19 protein-coding genes are annotated in these 15,576 nt (G+C 71.6%); 11 read left to right on the top strand and 8 right to left on the bottom strand.

Going from position 1 to position 15,576, the window contains the following annotated elements:
* Positions 1–168: 168 nt before the first annotated feature.
* The 3 genes from mshD to ACWER9_RS03915 all read right to left on the bottom strand — a co-directional run bounded on the left by mshD (position 169) and on the right by ACWER9_RS03915 (position 2,897).
* On the bottom strand, positions 169–1,095 hold the full coding sequence (gene mshD, locus ACWER9_RS03925) for a mycothiol synthase (RefSeq protein ID WP_452300347.1): 927 nt from the start codon (positions 1,093–1,095) through the stop codon (positions 169–171).
* Positions 1,096–1,153: 58 nt separating this feature from the next.
* A complete protein-coding gene (locus ACWER9_RS03920; RefSeq protein WP_452300346.1) occupies positions 1,154–2,020 on the bottom strand; it encodes a polysaccharide deacetylase family protein in 867 nt (288 codons plus the stop codon).
* Positions 2,021–2,177: 157 nt separating this feature from the next.
* Positions 2,178–2,897: a winged helix-turn-helix transcriptional regulator gene (locus ACWER9_RS03915; protein ID WP_181518701.1), complete on the bottom strand. Its 720-nt coding sequence runs from the start codon at positions 2,895–2,897 to the stop codon at positions 2,178–2,180.
* A 242-nt stretch (positions 2,898–3,139) separates the two neighbouring features.
* Here ACWER9_RS03915 and ACWER9_RS03910 point away from each other — a divergent pair, with 242 nt between their 5' ends.
* From ACWER9_RS03910 to ACWER9_RS03890, 5 genes are all read left to right on the top strand, one after another.
* The gene (locus ACWER9_RS03910; RefSeq protein WP_452300345.1) at positions 3,140–4,198 is read left to right on the top strand and encodes a hypothetical protein; all 1,059 of its coding nucleotides are present in this window, start codon (positions 3,140–3,142) and stop codon (positions 4,196–4,198) included.
* A 104-nt stretch (positions 4,199–4,302) separates the two neighbouring features.
* Complete coding sequence (locus tag ACWER9_RS03905) at positions 4,303–5,091, top strand: LmeA family phospholipid-binding protein (protein WP_452300344.1); 789 nt, start codon at positions 4,303–4,305, stop codon at positions 5,089–5,091.
* Between the two features lie 92 nt (positions 5,092–5,183).
* A complete protein-coding gene (locus tag ACWER9_RS03900; protein WP_310503780.1) occupies positions 5,184–5,261 on the top strand; it encodes an Ms5788A family Cys-rich leader peptide in 78 nt (25 codons plus the stop codon).
* Positions 5,262–5,467: 206 nt separating this feature from the next.
* On the top strand, positions 5,468–6,316 hold the full coding sequence (locus tag ACWER9_RS03895) for a sulfurtransferase (protein WP_357351188.1): 849 nt from the start codon (positions 5,468–5,470) through the stop codon (positions 6,314–6,316).
* A 2-nt stretch (positions 6,317–6,318) separates the two neighbouring features.
* On the top strand, positions 6,319–6,639 hold the full coding sequence (locus ACWER9_RS03890; protein ID WP_130405043.1) for a DUF1416 domain-containing protein: 321 nt from the start codon (positions 6,319–6,321) through the stop codon (positions 6,637–6,639).
* Positions 6,640–6,710: 71 nt separating this feature from the next.
* Here ACWER9_RS03890 and ACWER9_RS03885 read toward each other — a convergent pair whose 3' ends face one another.
* Positions 6,711–7,460 carry a hypothetical protein gene (locus tag ACWER9_RS03885; RefSeq protein WP_452300343.1) on the bottom strand — a complete coding sequence of 250 codons (750 nt, stop codon included), beginning with the start codon at positions 7,458–7,460 and terminating at the stop codon, positions 6,711–6,713.
* Between the two features lie 533 nt (positions 7,461–7,993).
* Here ACWER9_RS03885 and ACWER9_RS03880 point away from each other — a divergent pair.
* Together ACWER9_RS03880 and ACWER9_RS03875 are read left to right on the top strand one after the other, a co-directional pair.
* On the top strand, positions 7,994–8,434 hold the full coding sequence (locus ACWER9_RS03880; RefSeq protein WP_452300424.1) for a winged helix-turn-helix domain-containing protein: 441 nt from the start codon (positions 7,994–7,996) through the stop codon (positions 8,432–8,434).
* A gap of 60 nt (positions 8,435–8,494) precedes the next feature.
* A complete protein-coding gene (locus ACWER9_RS03875) occupies positions 8,495–9,370 on the top strand; it encodes a hypothetical protein (RefSeq protein WP_452300342.1) in 876 nt (291 codons plus the stop codon).
* 19 nt (positions 9,371–9,389) lie between these two features.
* On the opposite strand, the gene ACWER9_RS03870 is transcribed toward ACWER9_RS03875, so the two are convergent.
* From ACWER9_RS03870 to ACWER9_RS03860, 3 genes are all read right to left on the bottom strand, one after another.
* Entirely contained in the window at positions 9,390–11,444 is a 2,055-nt protein-coding gene (locus ACWER9_RS03870) for an amylo-alpha-1,6-glucosidase (protein WP_452300341.1), read from the bottom strand.
* The gene (locus ACWER9_RS03865) at positions 11,441–11,821 is read right to left on the bottom strand and encodes an SCP2 sterol-binding domain-containing protein (RefSeq protein WP_452300340.1); all 381 of its coding nucleotides are present in this window, start codon (positions 11,819–11,821) and stop codon (positions 11,441–11,443) included. The genes ACWER9_RS03870 and ACWER9_RS03865 overlap by 4 nt, the downstream gene beginning before the upstream one ends.
* Before the next feature lie 79 nt (positions 11,822–11,900).
* Positions 11,901–12,275: a DsrE family protein gene (locus ACWER9_RS03860; RefSeq protein WP_124772656.1), complete on the bottom strand. Its 375-nt coding sequence runs from the start codon at positions 12,273–12,275 to the stop codon at positions 11,901–11,903.
* Positions 12,276–12,287: 12 nt separating this feature from the next.
* On the opposite strand from ACWER9_RS03860, the gene mtfM reads away from it, so the two are divergent.
* Both mtfM and ACWER9_RS03850 read left to right on the top strand, forming a co-directional pair.
* Positions 12,288–12,392 (top strand): small membrane protein MtfM, encoded by a 105-nt coding sequence (mtfM, locus tag ACWER9_RS03855; RefSeq protein WP_452300339.1) that lies wholly within the window; start codon positions 12,288–12,290, stop codon positions 12,390–12,392.
* A gap of 111 nt (positions 12,393–12,503) precedes the next feature.
* Positions 12,504–13,094, top strand: a complete 591-nt coding sequence (locus ACWER9_RS03850) for an FABP family protein (RefSeq protein ID WP_452300423.1) — start codon at positions 12,504–12,506, stop codon at positions 13,092–13,094.
* Here ACWER9_RS03850 and ACWER9_RS03845 read toward each other — a convergent pair.
* Positions 13,091–13,969: an aminotransferase class IV gene (locus tag ACWER9_RS03845; RefSeq protein ID WP_452300338.1), complete on the bottom strand. Its 879-nt coding sequence runs from the start codon at positions 13,967–13,969 to the stop codon at positions 13,091–13,093. The two genes, ACWER9_RS03850 and ACWER9_RS03845, sit on opposite strands and share 4 nt — an antisense overlap.
* A gap of 69 nt (positions 13,970–14,038) precedes the next feature.
* Here ACWER9_RS03845 and ACWER9_RS03840 point away from each other — a divergent pair, with 69 nt between their 5' ends.
* Positions 14,039–14,467: a Fur family transcriptional regulator gene (locus ACWER9_RS03840; protein ID WP_238660121.1), complete on the top strand. Its 429-nt coding sequence runs from the start codon at positions 14,039–14,041 to the stop codon at positions 14,465–14,467.
* Complete coding sequence (gene ygfZ / locus ACWER9_RS03835; RefSeq protein WP_452300337.1) at positions 14,464–15,576, top strand: CAF17-like 4Fe-4S cluster assembly/insertion protein YgfZ; 1,113 nt, start codon at positions 14,464–14,466, stop codon at positions 15,574–15,576. Before ACWER9_RS03840 ends, ygfZ begins: the two co-directional genes overlap by 4 nt.

The raw sequence follows: 15,576 nt of genomic DNA, 5'->3' as shown, positions 1-15,576 counted from the left end.
CAAGGTGAACACGTACGGCCCCCGAGGTGACCGCTCGCTGAGGGTGAGTTGTCCGTTAAGTGAACCCGGGTACACCTGTCGGAAGTATGGCCATATTTCCGGTTAGGCGTTATCTCGCCGACGTCCGGCCGTTACCCGCCGGTGACTCGGTCGGGCCGCGGCCGATGGTCAGCCCAGGTGGTAGTTGATGTGCGCGGACCACCTGGCGAAGCCCAGCCGCTCGTAGAGCGCCACGGCCCCGGTGTTCGAGTCGTCCACGTAGAGCATCACCCGGTCCAGGCCGCGCCTGTCCCTCAGGTGTGCCAGCCCCGCCGTGGTCAGGGCCCGGCCGAGCCCGCCACCGTGCGCGGTCGGCTCCACCCCCAGGACGTACACCTCGCCGATCCGGGCCGACCCGGGCCGCTCGTGCACCTTGGTCCAGTGGAAACCGAGCAGCCGGCCGGTCGCCGTCTCCTCGGCGAGGAGGAAGCCCGCCGGGTCGAACCACGGCTCGGCGAGGCGGACCCGCAGGTCGTCCGACGTCCACCGGCCCTGCTCGGGGTGCTCGGCGAAGGCTCGGGCGTTGAGGGCCAGCCAGGCCGCGTCGTCCGCGCCCGGCTGGAACGCGCGGAGCGCCACCCCGTCGGGCAGGCGCGGCTCACCAAGTGGGGCGGCAAGCGGCCGACGCAACTGCCAGAGCACCCGGGCGCGGGTGAAGCCGAGGTCGACGGCGAGCGCGGCGGCCGAGGGGTGGTCACCGTGCGACCAGGCCCGCAGCGGCCCGGTGGCGGAGGCGAGGACGCCCCGGGCGAGGGCCCGCCCGGTGCCCCGTCGCCGGTACGCGGGGTGCACCACCAGCTCGACGCCGATGCCGCCGACCGGGTCGGTGGTGTCCAGGTGCGCGTACCCGGTGAGGGTGCCGTCGTCGGCGCGGGCGATCAGGTGTACGGCGGGGGCGCCGGAGTCGCGCAGTCGGAGCAGGACGTGTTCGTCCAGCGGGTCCGCTCCGTCCGTGTCGCCCGCGGCGCTGGCGAGGGCCAGTACGTCGGCGATCTCGGCCGACGCCAGTCGGTCGCTCCGGGTCACCTGGTCGCTCGTCGGCTCCGCGCTGCTCATCCCGCCACCGTATCCGCTGCGGTTCGTGACGCTCGGACCGTCGCCGTAAAGCCGTGGCTCACGTCGGGTCGGTGGGGAGTGCCTCCAGCTCGAACCGGGCGGTTAGGTCGGGCAGCATCCGGCGTAGCGCCTCCACCGTGCCCTGCCGGTCCCCACCCGCGTCGTGCAGCAGCACCACCGAACCCGGTTTCGCCTGACTCACCACCGTTGCGGTGATCCTGGTGGCGCCGGGCAGCTCCCAGTCCGACGGGTCCACCGACCAGTGCAGCGGTGTCATGCCGAGTTGCCGCGCCACCGACACCACCGGGTAGGTCCAGGCCCCGCCCGGCTGGCGGTACCAGACGATCGGGGCGTTCGGCACCGCCGCCCGGATCGCCGCGTTGGTGCGCAGGAGGTCGGAGCGGATCGCGTCGGCCGATCGGGCGCCCAGGCCGACGTCGTGGTGCCACGAGTGGTTGCACAGGGTGTGCCCGTCGTTCACGATCGACTGGAGCAGGTCAGGGTGGTTCTGCGCGTTCTCGCCGACCACACAGAAGGTGGCTCGTACGTCGTATTCGCGCAGGATGGCGAGGACCTCCGGGGTGTAGCGCGGGTCCGGTCCGTCGTCGAAGGTCAGCGCGAGCCGTGGCGTGCCCGTGGTGGAGTGCGCGCCGAACAGGTTGTCGCCCCCGGCGTCCTGGCCGGACCCGTCCTGGCCGGTCTCGGCCGGGCCCGCGCTGGCGCTGGCGTTCGGGGCGCCGCTCGGCTCGGCAACGCTCGGTTGGTCGGCGTAGTGCGGCCCGTCGGCGTCGGTCGTGACACCTGTGGGGTGTCGGGGTGTCTGGTCGGGGACGAGGCTGCGGCCCAGCACGTACGCGGAGCCGAGCAGCCCCGCCAGCACAAGCGTCACGATCCCTGCGGCCCGCGCGGTGGAACCGACCCGCATCACGATGTCCGCCCGGCTCGCCGGTCACGCCGGCCCGTCGCCCCCGTGGTCAGTGCGCGCACCGTCGCCCCTTTCTCCGACAAACCCGGCAGTCAGAATAGAGCTGCCAAGCTGCGCAAAAAGGGCATATGGGAAATCGTCAAGCGTGGTCCGTAGATCAGACCGGCAGGGGCGCGTGCTCCGCCTCGGGAAGCGACCGCGACGGCGGCACGACGAACTTGTAGCCGACCTGGCGGACCGTGCCGATCATCGACTCGTACTCCGAGCCGAGCTTGGCGCGCAGTCGCCGGACGTGCACGTCCACCGTGCGGGTGCCGCCGAAGTAGTCGTAGCCCCAGACCTCGCGCAGGAGCTGGTCCCGGGTGAACACCCGGCCCGGGTGCTGAGCCAGGAACTTCAGCAGCTCGAACTCCTTGTAGGTGAGGTCGAGCGGGCGGCCCTTGAGTTTGGCCGCGTACGTGTCCGGGTCGATGGTCAGCTCGCCGGCCCGGATCGAGCCACCCGCACCAGCGGTGGCGTTGCTGAGCCGGCCCACCGCGAGCCGCAACCGTGCCTCGACCTCGGCCGGGCCGGCCGACGCGAGGATGACGTCGTCGACGCCCCAGTCGGCGTTGAGTGCGATCAGGCCGGCCTCGGTCACCACCGCGACCAGTGGGACGCCCAGCCCGGTGGCGTGCAACATCCGGCAGGTCGCCCGGGCCTCGCTCAACTCCGATCGGGCGTCCACCATCACCGCGTCCGGGCTGGGGCCCGCGACCAGGGTGCGGACGTCGCGCGGCGCGGTACGGACCGAGTGCGGCAGCAGGTCGAGCGCCGGCAGCACAGCCGACGGTTCCCCTGCGCGCGCGGTCACCAGCAGCAGGATCTCCACGATCACCTCCGTCCCGGCGGCGCGAGGCCGCACGCGACCAGTCGCACTCGGCGAGGGAGTGCGCTGAGAAATTGCGTGGTCCCGGCGTCGCTGACGGGCGGGTAACGCGTTGAGCCTAACTGATCGCCTCGGCAGTGCCGTCAGGCCATTTCCCGTTTGTCTAGCTTGCCCCTGATCGTGGCATGGATTTTAACGTCGCTGAAACCCGTGACCACCGCTTCGGGCCGCCGGTCTGGCACGATCGGGTCGTGTTTCCCTCCACCTCGCCCGAGGCCGGCCGCGAATCGTGGCCCGCCGGGCCCCAACCGGGCCCGGCCGCCGCACCGACGCGCGGCCAACCGCCCGCGCCGCGTACCGGTCCGGCCACCACCGACGGCGACCGCCGCGAACGGGGTGGGCCCCGTCGTGCCCGTCGCTCCGGCGAGCCGGCCCGCCGATCCGAAGACGAGATCGACGAGCCGGAAGAGGAGGTCATCCCCCCGGTCGAGGTGCACCGCCAGTTGGCGCTGACAATCGCCGGCTTCGCCGCGCTGCTCGGTGTCGGCCTGGTGCTCGGCGCACAGACGTCCGGCCCTGGTCACCGGCTGCCGTTCGCCTTCATCATCTTCGGCGTCCAGTTGCTGTTCGTGCTCGCCTGGACGATGGCCATGCGTCCGCCCGCGTTGCTCGTGGTCGCCGGGATCAGCGCCGCGGTCGCGGCGCTCGCCGACATCGCCGCGGTGCAGACCGACGTCGCCGGCCTGGCGCCGCTGGGCTACCTCGCCGTCGGCGGGTTCGTCGCTGCGGTGCTCGGCCAGCTGGTTCGTCGGGTCGACCGGGTCCGGGTCACCGACTCCCTCGGCGCCACGCTGCTCATCGTTGTCGGGGTGGTGGCCATCGGCACCCTGATCGTGCTCAGCCGGATCCCGGCCGGCACCCAGGCGATCACCGTCTGCCTGACCGCGAGCGGTGTCGCGCTCACCGTCGCCCGGCTCACCGACGCCGTGCTGCCCTGGCCCCGGCTGGCCCCGCAGGTGCCCCGTGGCGCCGCCGGCGTGGTGGCCGGCGCGATGGTCGGCACGTTGACGAGCGCCCTCCTCGGCAGCTATCTGGTGGCGCCCTTCACGCCGACCCGGGCCGCCGTGATCGGCCTGGTCGCGGCGGTCACCGCCGTCCTCTCCGACCTCGCCGTGGGGTACGCGGAGGCGGGTCGGCTGATGGCCGGTGAACCGCCCACGATGTGGGTGGCCCGGCACATGCAGGGTCCGCTCGGTGGCTTCGCCCTGGCGGCGCCCGCCGCGTACGCCATGTGCATGCTCTTCCTCTGAGTCACGGTTGAGCGCTGAGCGGGTCGGGTACCTACGGGTGCGCCGCCCTGCGGCGTCGGTACGAACGACCCGTCGCGGCGCGACGGGCGGAGACAGGAGGCGGCGTGGCGCAGGACTATCCGGTGGAAGAGGCGCGACCCCGACGGCGTGGCCGCAAGCTGCTCATCGGGCTGTTCGTGCTGCTCCTGCTGCTGGCGGGGTTGCTTGTGGTCGCCGACCGGGTGGCGGTCGGGGTCGCCGAGCGGATGATCGCCGACCGGGTGCAACAGGAGATCACCAAGCAGGGCGCGCAGTCCGCGGCACCTGACGTCGAGGTGGGCGGCACTCCGTTCCTCACCCAGGTGCTGGACGGCCGCTACCAGCGGATCACCATCAACCTGCGGGACGTGCAGGCCTCGGTCGAGGGCGACGCCGTCCGGCTGCCGGTGCTCGACGTGACCGCCCGCAACGTTCGGGCCTCGCTCGACACTCTGCGCAGCGGCCAGGGTGACGTCGTGGCGGACACCGTCGACGGCGCCGGCACGATCAGCTACGAGAGTCTGGCGGCGCTGCTGAACCGCCCAGGGCTCGCGCTCGGCGAGCAGAACGGCAAGCTCACCGTCACGGCCCCGGCCGACATCCTCGGTCAGAAGCTCACCATCAGCGGCACCGCCGACGTCACCGTCGCCGACAACGGCGCCGTCGCCCTGCGCTTCAACGATCTGGACGCCGCGGGTCTGCCGAACCTGCCGCTGGCCCGTGCCTTCCTGAGCAACTACGCCAAGAGCATCTCGATCGACGTGCCCCTTCCGGAACTGCCGTTCCAGCTCGCGATCCGGGAGGTCCGTCCACTGCCGGAAGGGCTTGCGGTCTCCGGCGACGCGAAGAACGTACCCATCAATTCCGTCAACTGATCGACGGCCCGGGCCGTCCGACGGTCCGGGCCGTTCCCGGATGGTGGTCGGCTGAGTGGCAGCTCGGTCACTGGCTGGTAGGCTCCCTGGCCATGGGGACCCACCTCACCAAACGGCGCGCGGTCGACCTGTGCCGCGTGGCCACCTGCCTGTGTCGCCCCGTCATCTGACGGCGGGGCTGTCTCCGGCCGCCTGACGGCGGCCACCGGCACAGGGTTCTCTAACCCTCCGGTCATCCCACCGAACGCCCGGCAGCGGCGCCGTCGCACGAACCCGTGATCCCGTCCTTCCGCTGGGTCCCGCGCGTGGTGCGACAGATACATCGATCGATTCGCGCGCGTTGGCTCACCATCCATCCTCACCAGGGAGTGATTCGATGAGTCGCGACACCGCACTCGTTTCGGCCGAGTGGGCCGAGAAGAACCTCGACGCCCCGGGCGTCGTCTTCGTCGAGGTCGACGAGGACACCTCCGCCTACGACACCGGCCACATCGCCGGCGCCATCAAGATTGACTGGAAGACCGACCTCCAGGACCAGGTCCGCCGGGACTTCGTCAACAAGACGCAGTTCGAGGCGCTGCTCTCCGAGCGGGGCATCAGCAACGACGACACCGTGATCCTGTACGGCGGCAACAACAACTGGTTCGCGGCGTACGCCTACTGGTACTTCAAGCTCTACGGTCACCGCGACGTGAAGCTGCTCGACGGCGGCCGCAAGAAGTGGGAGCTGGACGCCCGCCCGCTCGTGACCGACCAGGTGTCCCGTCCGGCGACGCAGTACGTGGCGCAGGAGCCGGACACCTCCATCCGGGCCTTCCGCGACGAGGTCGTCGCCGCGATCGGCACCAAGAACCTCGTCGACGTGCGCAGCCCCGACGAGTTCGCCGGTCGCCTGCTCGCCCCCGCCCACCTGCCGCAGGAGCAGGCGCAGCGGGCCGGTCACATCCCCACCGCGATCAGCGTGCCGTGGTCCAAGGCGGCCAACGAGGACGGCACCTTCCGGTCCGACGACGACCTGCGCAAGATCTACGGCGACGCGGGGCTCGACGACGGCAAGGAGACCATCGCCTACTGCCGGATCGGTGAGCGCTCGTCGCACACCTGGTTCGTGCTCCAGGAGCTGCTGGGTCACCGCAACGTCAAGAACTACGACGGCTCGTGGACCGAGTACGGCTCGCTTGTCGGTGTGCCGGTCGCGCTCGGCGACGAACCCGGGGAGGCCTGATCATGACTCTCCCCATCGCCGCTGGTTGCGCCGCACCGGACCAGGCCGCGCCGCTGCCGGCCAGCCTGGACCTGGAGAAGGAGACCGTCATCACCGGCATCGTCCGCTCCGCCGAGGCCGAGCCGGTGCCGGGCGCGTACGTCCGGCTGCTCGACTCGACGGGTGAGTTCACCGCCGAGGTGGTCACCTCGGCGGCCGGCCAGTTCCGGTTCTTCGCCGCGCCGGGCTCCTGGACGCTGCGGGCGTTGTCCCGGCACGGCAACGGCGACACCGCGGTCACCGCCGGCCGGGGCGTCAACGAGGTCGCCGTCACCGTCGCCTGACCCACTGCTCTGATCGACCGGGGCCGGTCACCCTTCCGGGGGTGGCCGGCCCCGGTCGTCTTCGCGCCGCGTCAGTAAGCGCGCATCCTGCTCTGGTTTTCTGCAGGGACCGAGTCGGGCGGAAGCACCTTGTACTGCAGCTCTTCGAGAGCCCGAGCGGCGATGCCCGGAGAGTCGCGTACGGCCGCCAGTAGTTGGAGCCTGCGCCATTCCTCCCGACCTTCGCCGACTGCGCTTCGCCATCCCTCGACCGTATCGACGCAGAACTCCTCCACCACGGCCTGCAGGACATCCTCAACGCAAGGTCGAAAGCGATGTCCTCCGAGCGGGAAGTGGAACTTGGCAAGCCGTGGCACCTCGTGCCTGCGCTTGCGGGCCTTGGGGCGCCCGCTTGGCCCGTCCTGCATGACAAAGGCGAATTCGTCGCGGTGACCATGCACATGGAGGTGGGCGCAGGGCACGCCGGGTTGGAACTCCCGGACGTACTCGTAACGGAACAGGGGCGCCTTGTCGCCCCTGGGCGTGACATGCAGCCACGAGGCTTCCGTCGCCAGGTGCATGCCGCTCGAATCCATGCAGCAGTTGAACTTGATGAGCAGGTCGAGGCGGTGCTTCTTGTTGATGTACAGCGGAAATGTGCCGAAATCGTCTCCCTCGACGATGCCCACCATCACGCGGCCGCCGTTCCTGCCGGGCATCAGCAGTGCGGACAGCCGCTTCTCTGTCCGCACCACGCGTTGCACTCGGCTGGTGATGTCGTCGGCGAAAGCGCTGGCTCGGGCGATCAGGTCGGGAGAGACGGGAGCCCCGTCAGTCGTCATCGCCGAGTAGGTAGTCGATGGAACGGACCATTTCGTAGACGCTGCGCTCGTCGGCGCGAAGCTCGAAGTTGCGCCCCAGGTCGTACAGCGTCTCTTTGCTCATGTGGACACGCTCCAGGAGCCGAGCTCGCCACTCTCGTAGCTCTTGCGGTGTCTTGACGATGGCGGTGCCCATTGCTGGTCCTCTCGCCGTCGACGACGTCGCTGTTGGCGTCACCCTAGTGCCTCCCTCGGACGACGCGGACCGCATAGCTGATCCTCGCGTCAATAGTTCACTACCCACCGTTTATCGATGGCACCGGCTCTTCGGTTGCGTGAGTGTCGGTTCCACGACAGCGGCTGCGGGTGATGCGGTCCGGTGGGGGGGCCTTGTGGTAGCCCGATGAAAGCGCAGCGTTGTCAAGGGTGGTGACCGCCCAGTGAAATCAATAGGTATGCGTCACTATCTTCTGGTGGAGATCTCAGATGGTGCGGCCGGTGGCGTGTCCGGTCAAAACTCTCCGATCGTCGTCTGCGTCGGCGCGGATGCCCTGATGCTCGAGCGGGTGCGGCGACAGCTCGACGGAGTCGGCCAGGTGGTGAGCTGTGCAGACCTGGTCCTCCTGCGGGCGATGCTTTTCCCGTCGCCGGCCGCCGGGTCGGCCCGCCCGGGGATGGTGGCGCAGGGCCCGGCGAAGTGGGGTGAGTTGGTCGTCGACCGGGCCGGGCACCGGGCCACCTGGCGCGGCGACCCACTCCCGCTGACCCCCACCGAACGGGATCTGCTCGCCCTGCTCATCGGCCCGCCGCGCGTGGTGTGGAGCTACGAGCAGCTCTGCGCCTCGGCTCTGGGTGGCGCGGACACCGCGGCCCTGCAGTCCACGATCAAACGGCTTCGCCGCAGGCTCCGGGGGCTGCCGGACGGGCCGCGGGTGCACACGGTGCGAGGAGTCGGCTATCGACTCGACCCGCCGCCGCAGCGGAACGGGCACTGAGCCGCCCTGCCGGCCGCCTCCGCCGCCGGGTCGGCGGCGGGCGCGTGACACCATGGCCGGGTGAGCGGTGCTGTGCAGACGGGTTGGGCCTCCTCGACCGGCCCCGCCGCGCCGGCACCGGCCCGGTCGCGGCGTCGCTGGTTGCTGGCCGCGACCGTGGCCTGGGCCGTGTTGCTGGCCGGGCTCACCTGGGTGTCGGTGCGGGACGACCCGCCGACGGTGCGCGAACAGCGTTCCCTCGACCAGGCCGGCCCGGTGGTCGACCGGGCGGTCGGCGAGTTGGCCCGCGCGGCCGGTGCGGCCGGTCTGCTGGAGCTGGGTCCGGCGCGGATCGCGTCCGGCTGCCGGGTCACCCCGTTCGCCGACGGGGCGAGGCTGCGGCGCGAGGTCGGGGTGCTCGTGGGCACCGGTGACGCGCAGGCCGTGCTTGCCGGCATCGCCGAGCGACTGCCGGCGAGCTGGCGGGCCGGGGTCGGCCCCGGGGTGGACGGCCCCGAGCTGCGCGCCGACGCCGGAGAGTTCGTGGGCATCGAGGGGCGGCCGACAGTCGACGGCCGGTTGCGGCTCGTCGTCGACACCGGCTGCCGGCCGGTCGGCGCCGGCTACACGCCGGCCCCGGCGACCGCTGCCGGCCCGGAGACCACCGCGCTGACCGCCGCGCTGACCGCCGCGCTGCGGGCCCTCGACCGGCCGGGTGACGCCGCGCCGGAGCTGGTCACCGCGCCCTGCCCGGGCGGCGGGCTCGCCCGCACCGCCTGGTCCGCGAACGGCAGCGGTCCGGCGGCCTCGACGGCCGCACTCGCCCCGCTGGCCGGCAACGCCCCACTGCTGGACCAACCCCCGGTGTACGCGTACCGCAGCGGCGCCGTCACGGTGCTGGCCGAGATCGGCTCGGAGGCCACCCGACTGGCCGCCACCGTCGGCTGCCCGGTCTGAGCCGGGCCGCCCACTCCGGTCAGCCGTCGCCTGGCTGGTCCTCCCGGTCACGGCTGCGGCCCAATGCGTCGACCATGCCCCACCGGCCGGGGATGTCCAGCAGCTCGATCCGGCCCATCCCGGGCGGGACGGCCGGGTCGATGATCAGGTGCTCGCCCTGTGGCTCCAGTCCGAGCATCACCCGGAGGAGCAGCAGTGGGGTGCCTGTCGACCAGGCCTGCGGGCTGCACGCGGTCGGGTACTCCACCGGATAGTCGGTGAGGTCCCGGGCGTAGCCGGCGAACGCCTCCGGCAGCCGGCCCTCGAAGTACCGGGACGCGGCAAGCATCGTGTCGCAGAGCATGCCGGCCTCCTCCCGGAAGCCGTACCGCCACAACCCCCAGGCGATGATCGAGTTGTCGAACGGCCAGACCGTGCCCACGTGGTAGCCGATCGGGTTGTACCGTCCCTCGTCCGCGGCGAGCGTACGCACCCCCCAGCCGGAGAAGAGCCGTGGTCCGAGCAGGTGCTCGACCACCTTGCCGGCACGGGACTCGTCCACGATGCCGCTCCACAGCAGGTGCCCGATGTTCGAGGTGAGCGCGTCCACCTGCCGGCCGTCGGCGTCCAGCGCGAGCGCGTAGTGCTCGCGGTCGGGGATCCAGAAGTCGCGGTCGAACCGCCGCTTCAGGTCGGCGGCCTGCCGCTCCAGCTCGTCGGCGAACTCCGGGTCGTTCCAGAACGTCCGGGCCAGCCGGGCGGCCCGGATCTTCGCGTCGTACGCGTAGCCCTGCAACTCGCAGGTGGCCCGGGGGAAGCCGGGCAGCTCACCGTCGGCGTACGAGATGGCGTCCCAGGAGTCCTTCCAGCACTGGTTCTGCAGGCCGGTTTCCGGGTTGCGGGTCCGGTACCAGAGGTAGCCGGTGCCGAGCAGGTCACCGTAGGTGTCGATCCACTCCAACGCCGCCCGGATCTGCGACTCCAGTTTGCGGACGAGCGCGGCGTCACCGGTCCACCGCTCGTACTCGTCGACAAGGATGATGAACAGCGGTGTGGAGTCCGCCGACCCGTAGTACGGCGAGTGCGGCTGTTCCTCGAAGCCGGCGGTCTCCCCGTACCGCAGCTCGTGCAGGATCTTGCCGGGCTCCTCGTCCCGGAAGTCGTCCACCCGCTGCCCCTGTAGTCCGGCCAGCATCAGGATCGTCGGTGGGACCAGCTCCGGCAGGAACGGCAGCACCTGCAACGACGTGATGATGCTGTCCCGGCCGAACAGGGTCATGAACCACGGCAGCCCGGCGGCGATCAGCCGTACGCCCAGGGCGATCGACTCGTAGCGCAGTGCGGCCAGGTCGTTGAGGCTGCGCCGGTACGCCCCGGCCAGCGGCTCACAGTCGCAGCCGAGCTTCGGCGCCCGGTCGATCAGCTCCTGCTGCTCGGCCCGGATGACGTCCGCACTGCGGCTGCCGCCGTACGGGAGGGTGGTCCGGATGTCCTCGCCCCGGGCCCCGAAGACGACACTCGACACGTGCAGCCGGGTGCTCCACCTGCCGTTGCGGGCTATCCGGATCCGGAAGGTCATCCCGGTGTCGTCGACCTGCGCCGGCGCGGTGGTGCTGACCACCGTCTCCCGGTGGAACGCCTCCCGCCGGTAGGTCAGCCGCAACTCGTTCTCGGCGACCGTGACGGTGCTCCGGCCCCGCTTCTGCCGGGAATCCTTGATCTCGAACAGGTCGGCGAAGTCGGCCCCGATCTCGATCCGGACGGTGCACTCGACGTCCGTGCCGAGGTGGTTCAGCACGGTCAGCTCCTCCTGGAAGCTGCCCACGATCGCCCGGCTGCGGATCACCGACACCTTGGCGTCCAGATAGTGCGTGGGCTCCCCGGGGGCGAGGAAGAACTTGGTGCGGTACGACTCGACATCATCGACGGAGAGGGCGTGCAGCCGTTCGCCGTCCAGGGTGAGGACCCAGGTGGACAGGAAGCGGGTGTCGAAGGAGAAGAGCCCGGTGGGGAAGTCGTAGGACGGCTCGATGTCCCCACGCCGGTCGCTGACCAGGAAGGTGTTGCCGTCAAGGATGCTGACGAGTTCCCTCACCCACGTCGCCCGGCTGCTCGGCGGGCCGTCTCGCGGGGGTCGCGGGTGCCGGGTGGGTTGGGGAAGAACCGGCGGAAGGCGAGGAAGAGCACCACGTTCCCGCTGAACGTGCTCTCGTTGCGCAGCACCGCCGCGACTCCCTGGGCCTCGCCGCGGACCAGCCGGTCGAAGAGGGCGGCGCTGCTGTACCAGATGGCGTCGGCCGGCCCACGTTCTCGGGTGACCTGCACCGACCCGGGTCGCATCCGGACCAGCCAGTGTTCGGTCCGGTGGTCGTCGCCGAGGTCGATCTGGAGGGTGCCGTCGGCCAGGCCGCCGAGGACGTCGGGGGCGCGCGACGGCAGCGATTCGAAGAACTTCTCCGCCGCCTCGGTCACATCCGAATCGTAGGCACCTGTCCGAGATGTCGTGTCGGTATCGGCACTCCGCCGCTATGGATCAGGTGACGGCGTGCGGTCAGTAGACGAGTGCCTGGGCGCCCTCGGCCAACGCCTCCTCGACGAAGACCGCGGCGCCGGCGATCCGCACCCCGGGGAGCACGTCGTCCGGGCCGATCTCCCGTCGGGCGGCGCACTGCGTGCAGGCGGTCACCCGGCCGCTGGTCAGGATCACGTGCAACAACTCGGCCAGGGGTGCGGAGTGCGGCAGGTCGAACTGCTGGGCGCGACCGGGCAGCGCGAACCAGGTCGACTCACCGGTCAGCCAGAGTGAGACGTCCACCCCGGCCGCGACCGCCGTCGCGGCGACGGTGAATGCCTGCGCGCACCGCTCCGGGGCGTCCGCCCCCGCAGTGACCTTGACGACGAGAGTGCGGGCCATGTGGCCCAGCATAGGATGGCCGGGATGGTTACCGAGATCGGGTTTGTCAGCCTGCTGGTCGCTGGCCTGGGCGGGCTCGCTGGTGGCTTGGTCTACCTAGCCGTACGCATGTCGAGAGGAAACTGGTGAGCGCGAGGAGTGAGCCGGGTCTGCGAGCCCCGCAGTCGCGAACGAAGGTGGCCTGGTGAGCGCGAGGAGTGAGCCGGGTCTGCGAGCCCCGCAGTCGCGAACGAAGGTGGCCTGGTGAGCGAGAATCCGCTGCAACCGCCGTGGCTGAACGCGCCGCCGGTCGAGGAGTACCCGTTCGAGGAGAGTCACGACCTCCGGGTCGGGCCGAAGCTCCACCCCGCGCTCGATGCCCTGCTGCCGTACATCGGGCTGTGGCGTGGCCGGGGCAAGGGCGGTTTCCCCACCATCGAGGACTTCGACTACGCGCAGGAGATCCGGATCAGCCACGACGGCCGGCCGTTCCTGCACTACGAGTCGCGTGCCTGGATCCTCGACGAGCAGAGCAGGCCGGTCCGTCCGGCTGGTCGTGAGGTCGGCTGGTGGCGGCCGGTGCTTGTGGACGGGCGGGCGACCGACGAGCTGGAGGCGCTGCTGACCACCCCGACCGGGGTGATGGAGCTGCACCTGGGCAAGCGCACCGGCACGCAGGTCGAGTTCGCCACCGACGCGGTGATCCGGACTCCGACCGCCAAGGAGGTCACCGGCGGGCACCGGCTCTTCGGCATCGTCGAGGGTGCGCTGCTCTACGCGCAGGAGATGGCCGCCATGGGGCACGGGCTCAGCCCGCACCTCTCGGCCCGACTGGTCCGGGTCGGCGGCTAGACGGGGAAACCGAGCAGGACCTGTAGGGCCGGGGTACGCGGGCATCGGGTCCGCCGTACCCCGTCCAGCGTGTGGACCTCGGCGGCGCCGCGCAGCGACGAGGTGAACCACACGCCGTCCGCCGCGTGCAGCCCGGCGGGGGTGGCCATCCGCTCGTCCGCGCTCAGGCCCAGCTCGGTCGCGTGGGCGAGCAGCCAGGCCGCGGTGGTGCCGGCGAGGATGCCGGTGGTGGCGGCCGGCACCGTGCAGAGCACGTCGTCGGTGAGCCACACCACGTTGGCCGTGGGGCCCTCGAGCGCGTAGCCGTCGGAGGAGGTCCAGAGCACGTCGTCCACGCCGGTCCGGCGGGCCCAGCGGCGGGCGGCGCTGTTGACCGCGTACGACGTGGACTTGACGCCCGCCGGCAGCCAGTCCAGCCCGGTGCGGGCGGCGGCGGGCAGCCCCAGCGGCAGGGTGGCCACCGCGATCCCGTCCCGCCGGGCGGCCCGGGTGGACGCCGGCACCTCGCTCAGCGTGGCGTAGACCGTGGGCGGCCCGCCGGCCTCGGGGCCCCGGGTGCAGACCAACCGCAGTGCCCCTTCCACCGGCGCTGGCCAGCCCGTTCGCACCTCGTCAAGGAGGTCGACGAGCGCGGCGGTCGGGGGCAGGGCCAGCTCGACGGCGGTGGCTGCCGCGGCTAGGCGCGCCAGGTGCTCGTCGCGCAGCCACGGCTGGCCGTCCCGCAGGTGCATGGTCTCGAAGAGGCCGTCGCCGTGCAGCACCCCGAGGTCGTCGCCGCGCAGCACCGGGTCGCCGGGCGGCACCAGGCCACGCCCCAGCACGGCGACCCGGGCGGCCGAGTCGGCCGGATTCTGCCCGACGGGCGACCTCACCATGACCGTCGAGCGTAGCGGTGATCGATCGCGGGGCGCGGAACAGGCCGCAGGCCGAACTATGATCGGACGGTGTCCGAATCCTCCCTCGCGGAAATGCTGCGGGCCCGTGGGCTGCGGCTGACGCCCCAGCGGCAGCTCGTCCTCCAGGCGGTGCTCGACCTGGGCCACGCCACCCCGGAACAGGTGCACACCGCGGTCCGGGAGGTCGCCGCCGGCGTCAACATCACCACCATCTACCGCACGCTCGAGCTGCTGGAGCGGCTCGGTCTGGTCACCCACACGCACCTGTCGCACGGTTCACCGACCTATCACGCCGCCGGTGAGCACCAACACGTCCACCTGGTCTGCCGGGAGTGCGGCGCGATCGACGAGATCGATCCGGAGCTGCTCCGTCCGCTTGCCGACCAGTTGGCCGCGCAGCGCGGGTTCCGGGTGGACATCGGGCACGTGTCACTCTTCGGCGTCTGCGTACGCTGCGAGAACGGGGACGAGAAATGATCGACATCGCGGGCGCGGTGGCCGTCGAGGGCATCGACGAGGCCAGCCGTGACCAGCCGGATCCGGCGCACGTCGCGGCCGGCGTGCGGGGGGTGGCCGCGCACTACGGCGACCCGCTGCGTGAGCAACGCACCCTCGACACCGCCGTCGGTCTCGTCGACAGGTCGCACCGAGGGGTCATCGCGGTGCCCGGCGAGGAGCGGGCCGGCTGGCTGCACACGATCACCTCGCAGCACCTGAACACGCTCGCCGCGAACGAGGGCACCGAGTTGTTGGTGCTGTCGCCGCACGGCCACGTCGAGCAGCACGCCATGGTCGCCGAGGATGGCGAGACCGCCTGGCTGGACACCGAACCCGGGGCGACCGAGGGCCTCCTGACCTACCTGGAGAAGATGCGGTTCTTCAGCCGGGTCGAACCCCGCGACGCGACGGCCGAGCGCGCGCTCCTGTCGCTTGTCGGGCCGGCGGCCATGGACGCGCTCGGCACGCTCGGCGTGACCGGGCTCGCCGAGCCGGACGTGGTCGCGGTGCCGGGTCCGAAGTTCGCGCACGGTGCCGTGCCACCCCGGGCCAGCGTTCGGTACGACGTACGACCGCTGCCGATCGGCGGCTGGGCCCGACGTGGTCCGCTCGGGGTGGACCTGCTGGTGCCCCGCTCGGCGATGGACCAGGTGGTGGCCGAGCTGCGCGGCGCCGGCGTGCCGGTCGCGGGGCTCTGGGCGTACGAGGCGATCCGGGTGGCCGCCCGACAGCCCCGGGTCGGGGTGGACACCGACCACCGGACGATTCCGGCCGAGGTCGACCTGATCGCCCCGGCGGTGCACCTGGACAAGGGTTGCTACCGGGGGCAGGAGACTGTGGCGCGGGTGCACAACCTGGGTCGGCCGCCGCGTCGCCTCGTACTGCTGCATCTGGACGGGGTGACCACCGACCAGCCGCCGGTGGCCGGTACGCCGGTGACCCTCGACGGCCGCGCGGTCGGCTTCGTCGGCACCGCCGTGCTGCACCACGAGCTGGGCCAGATCGCTCTCGCGGTGCTCAAGCGGAACGTTCCGGACGACGCCGCGCTGCTGATCGGCGAGACCGCGGCGGCGATCGACCCGTCCTGA

Source organism: Micromonospora sp. NPDC003944 (assembly GCF_053605225.1).
Note: the sequence above shows the minus strand (reverse complement) of the source record. Positions and strands in the feature narration are given on the sequence as shown.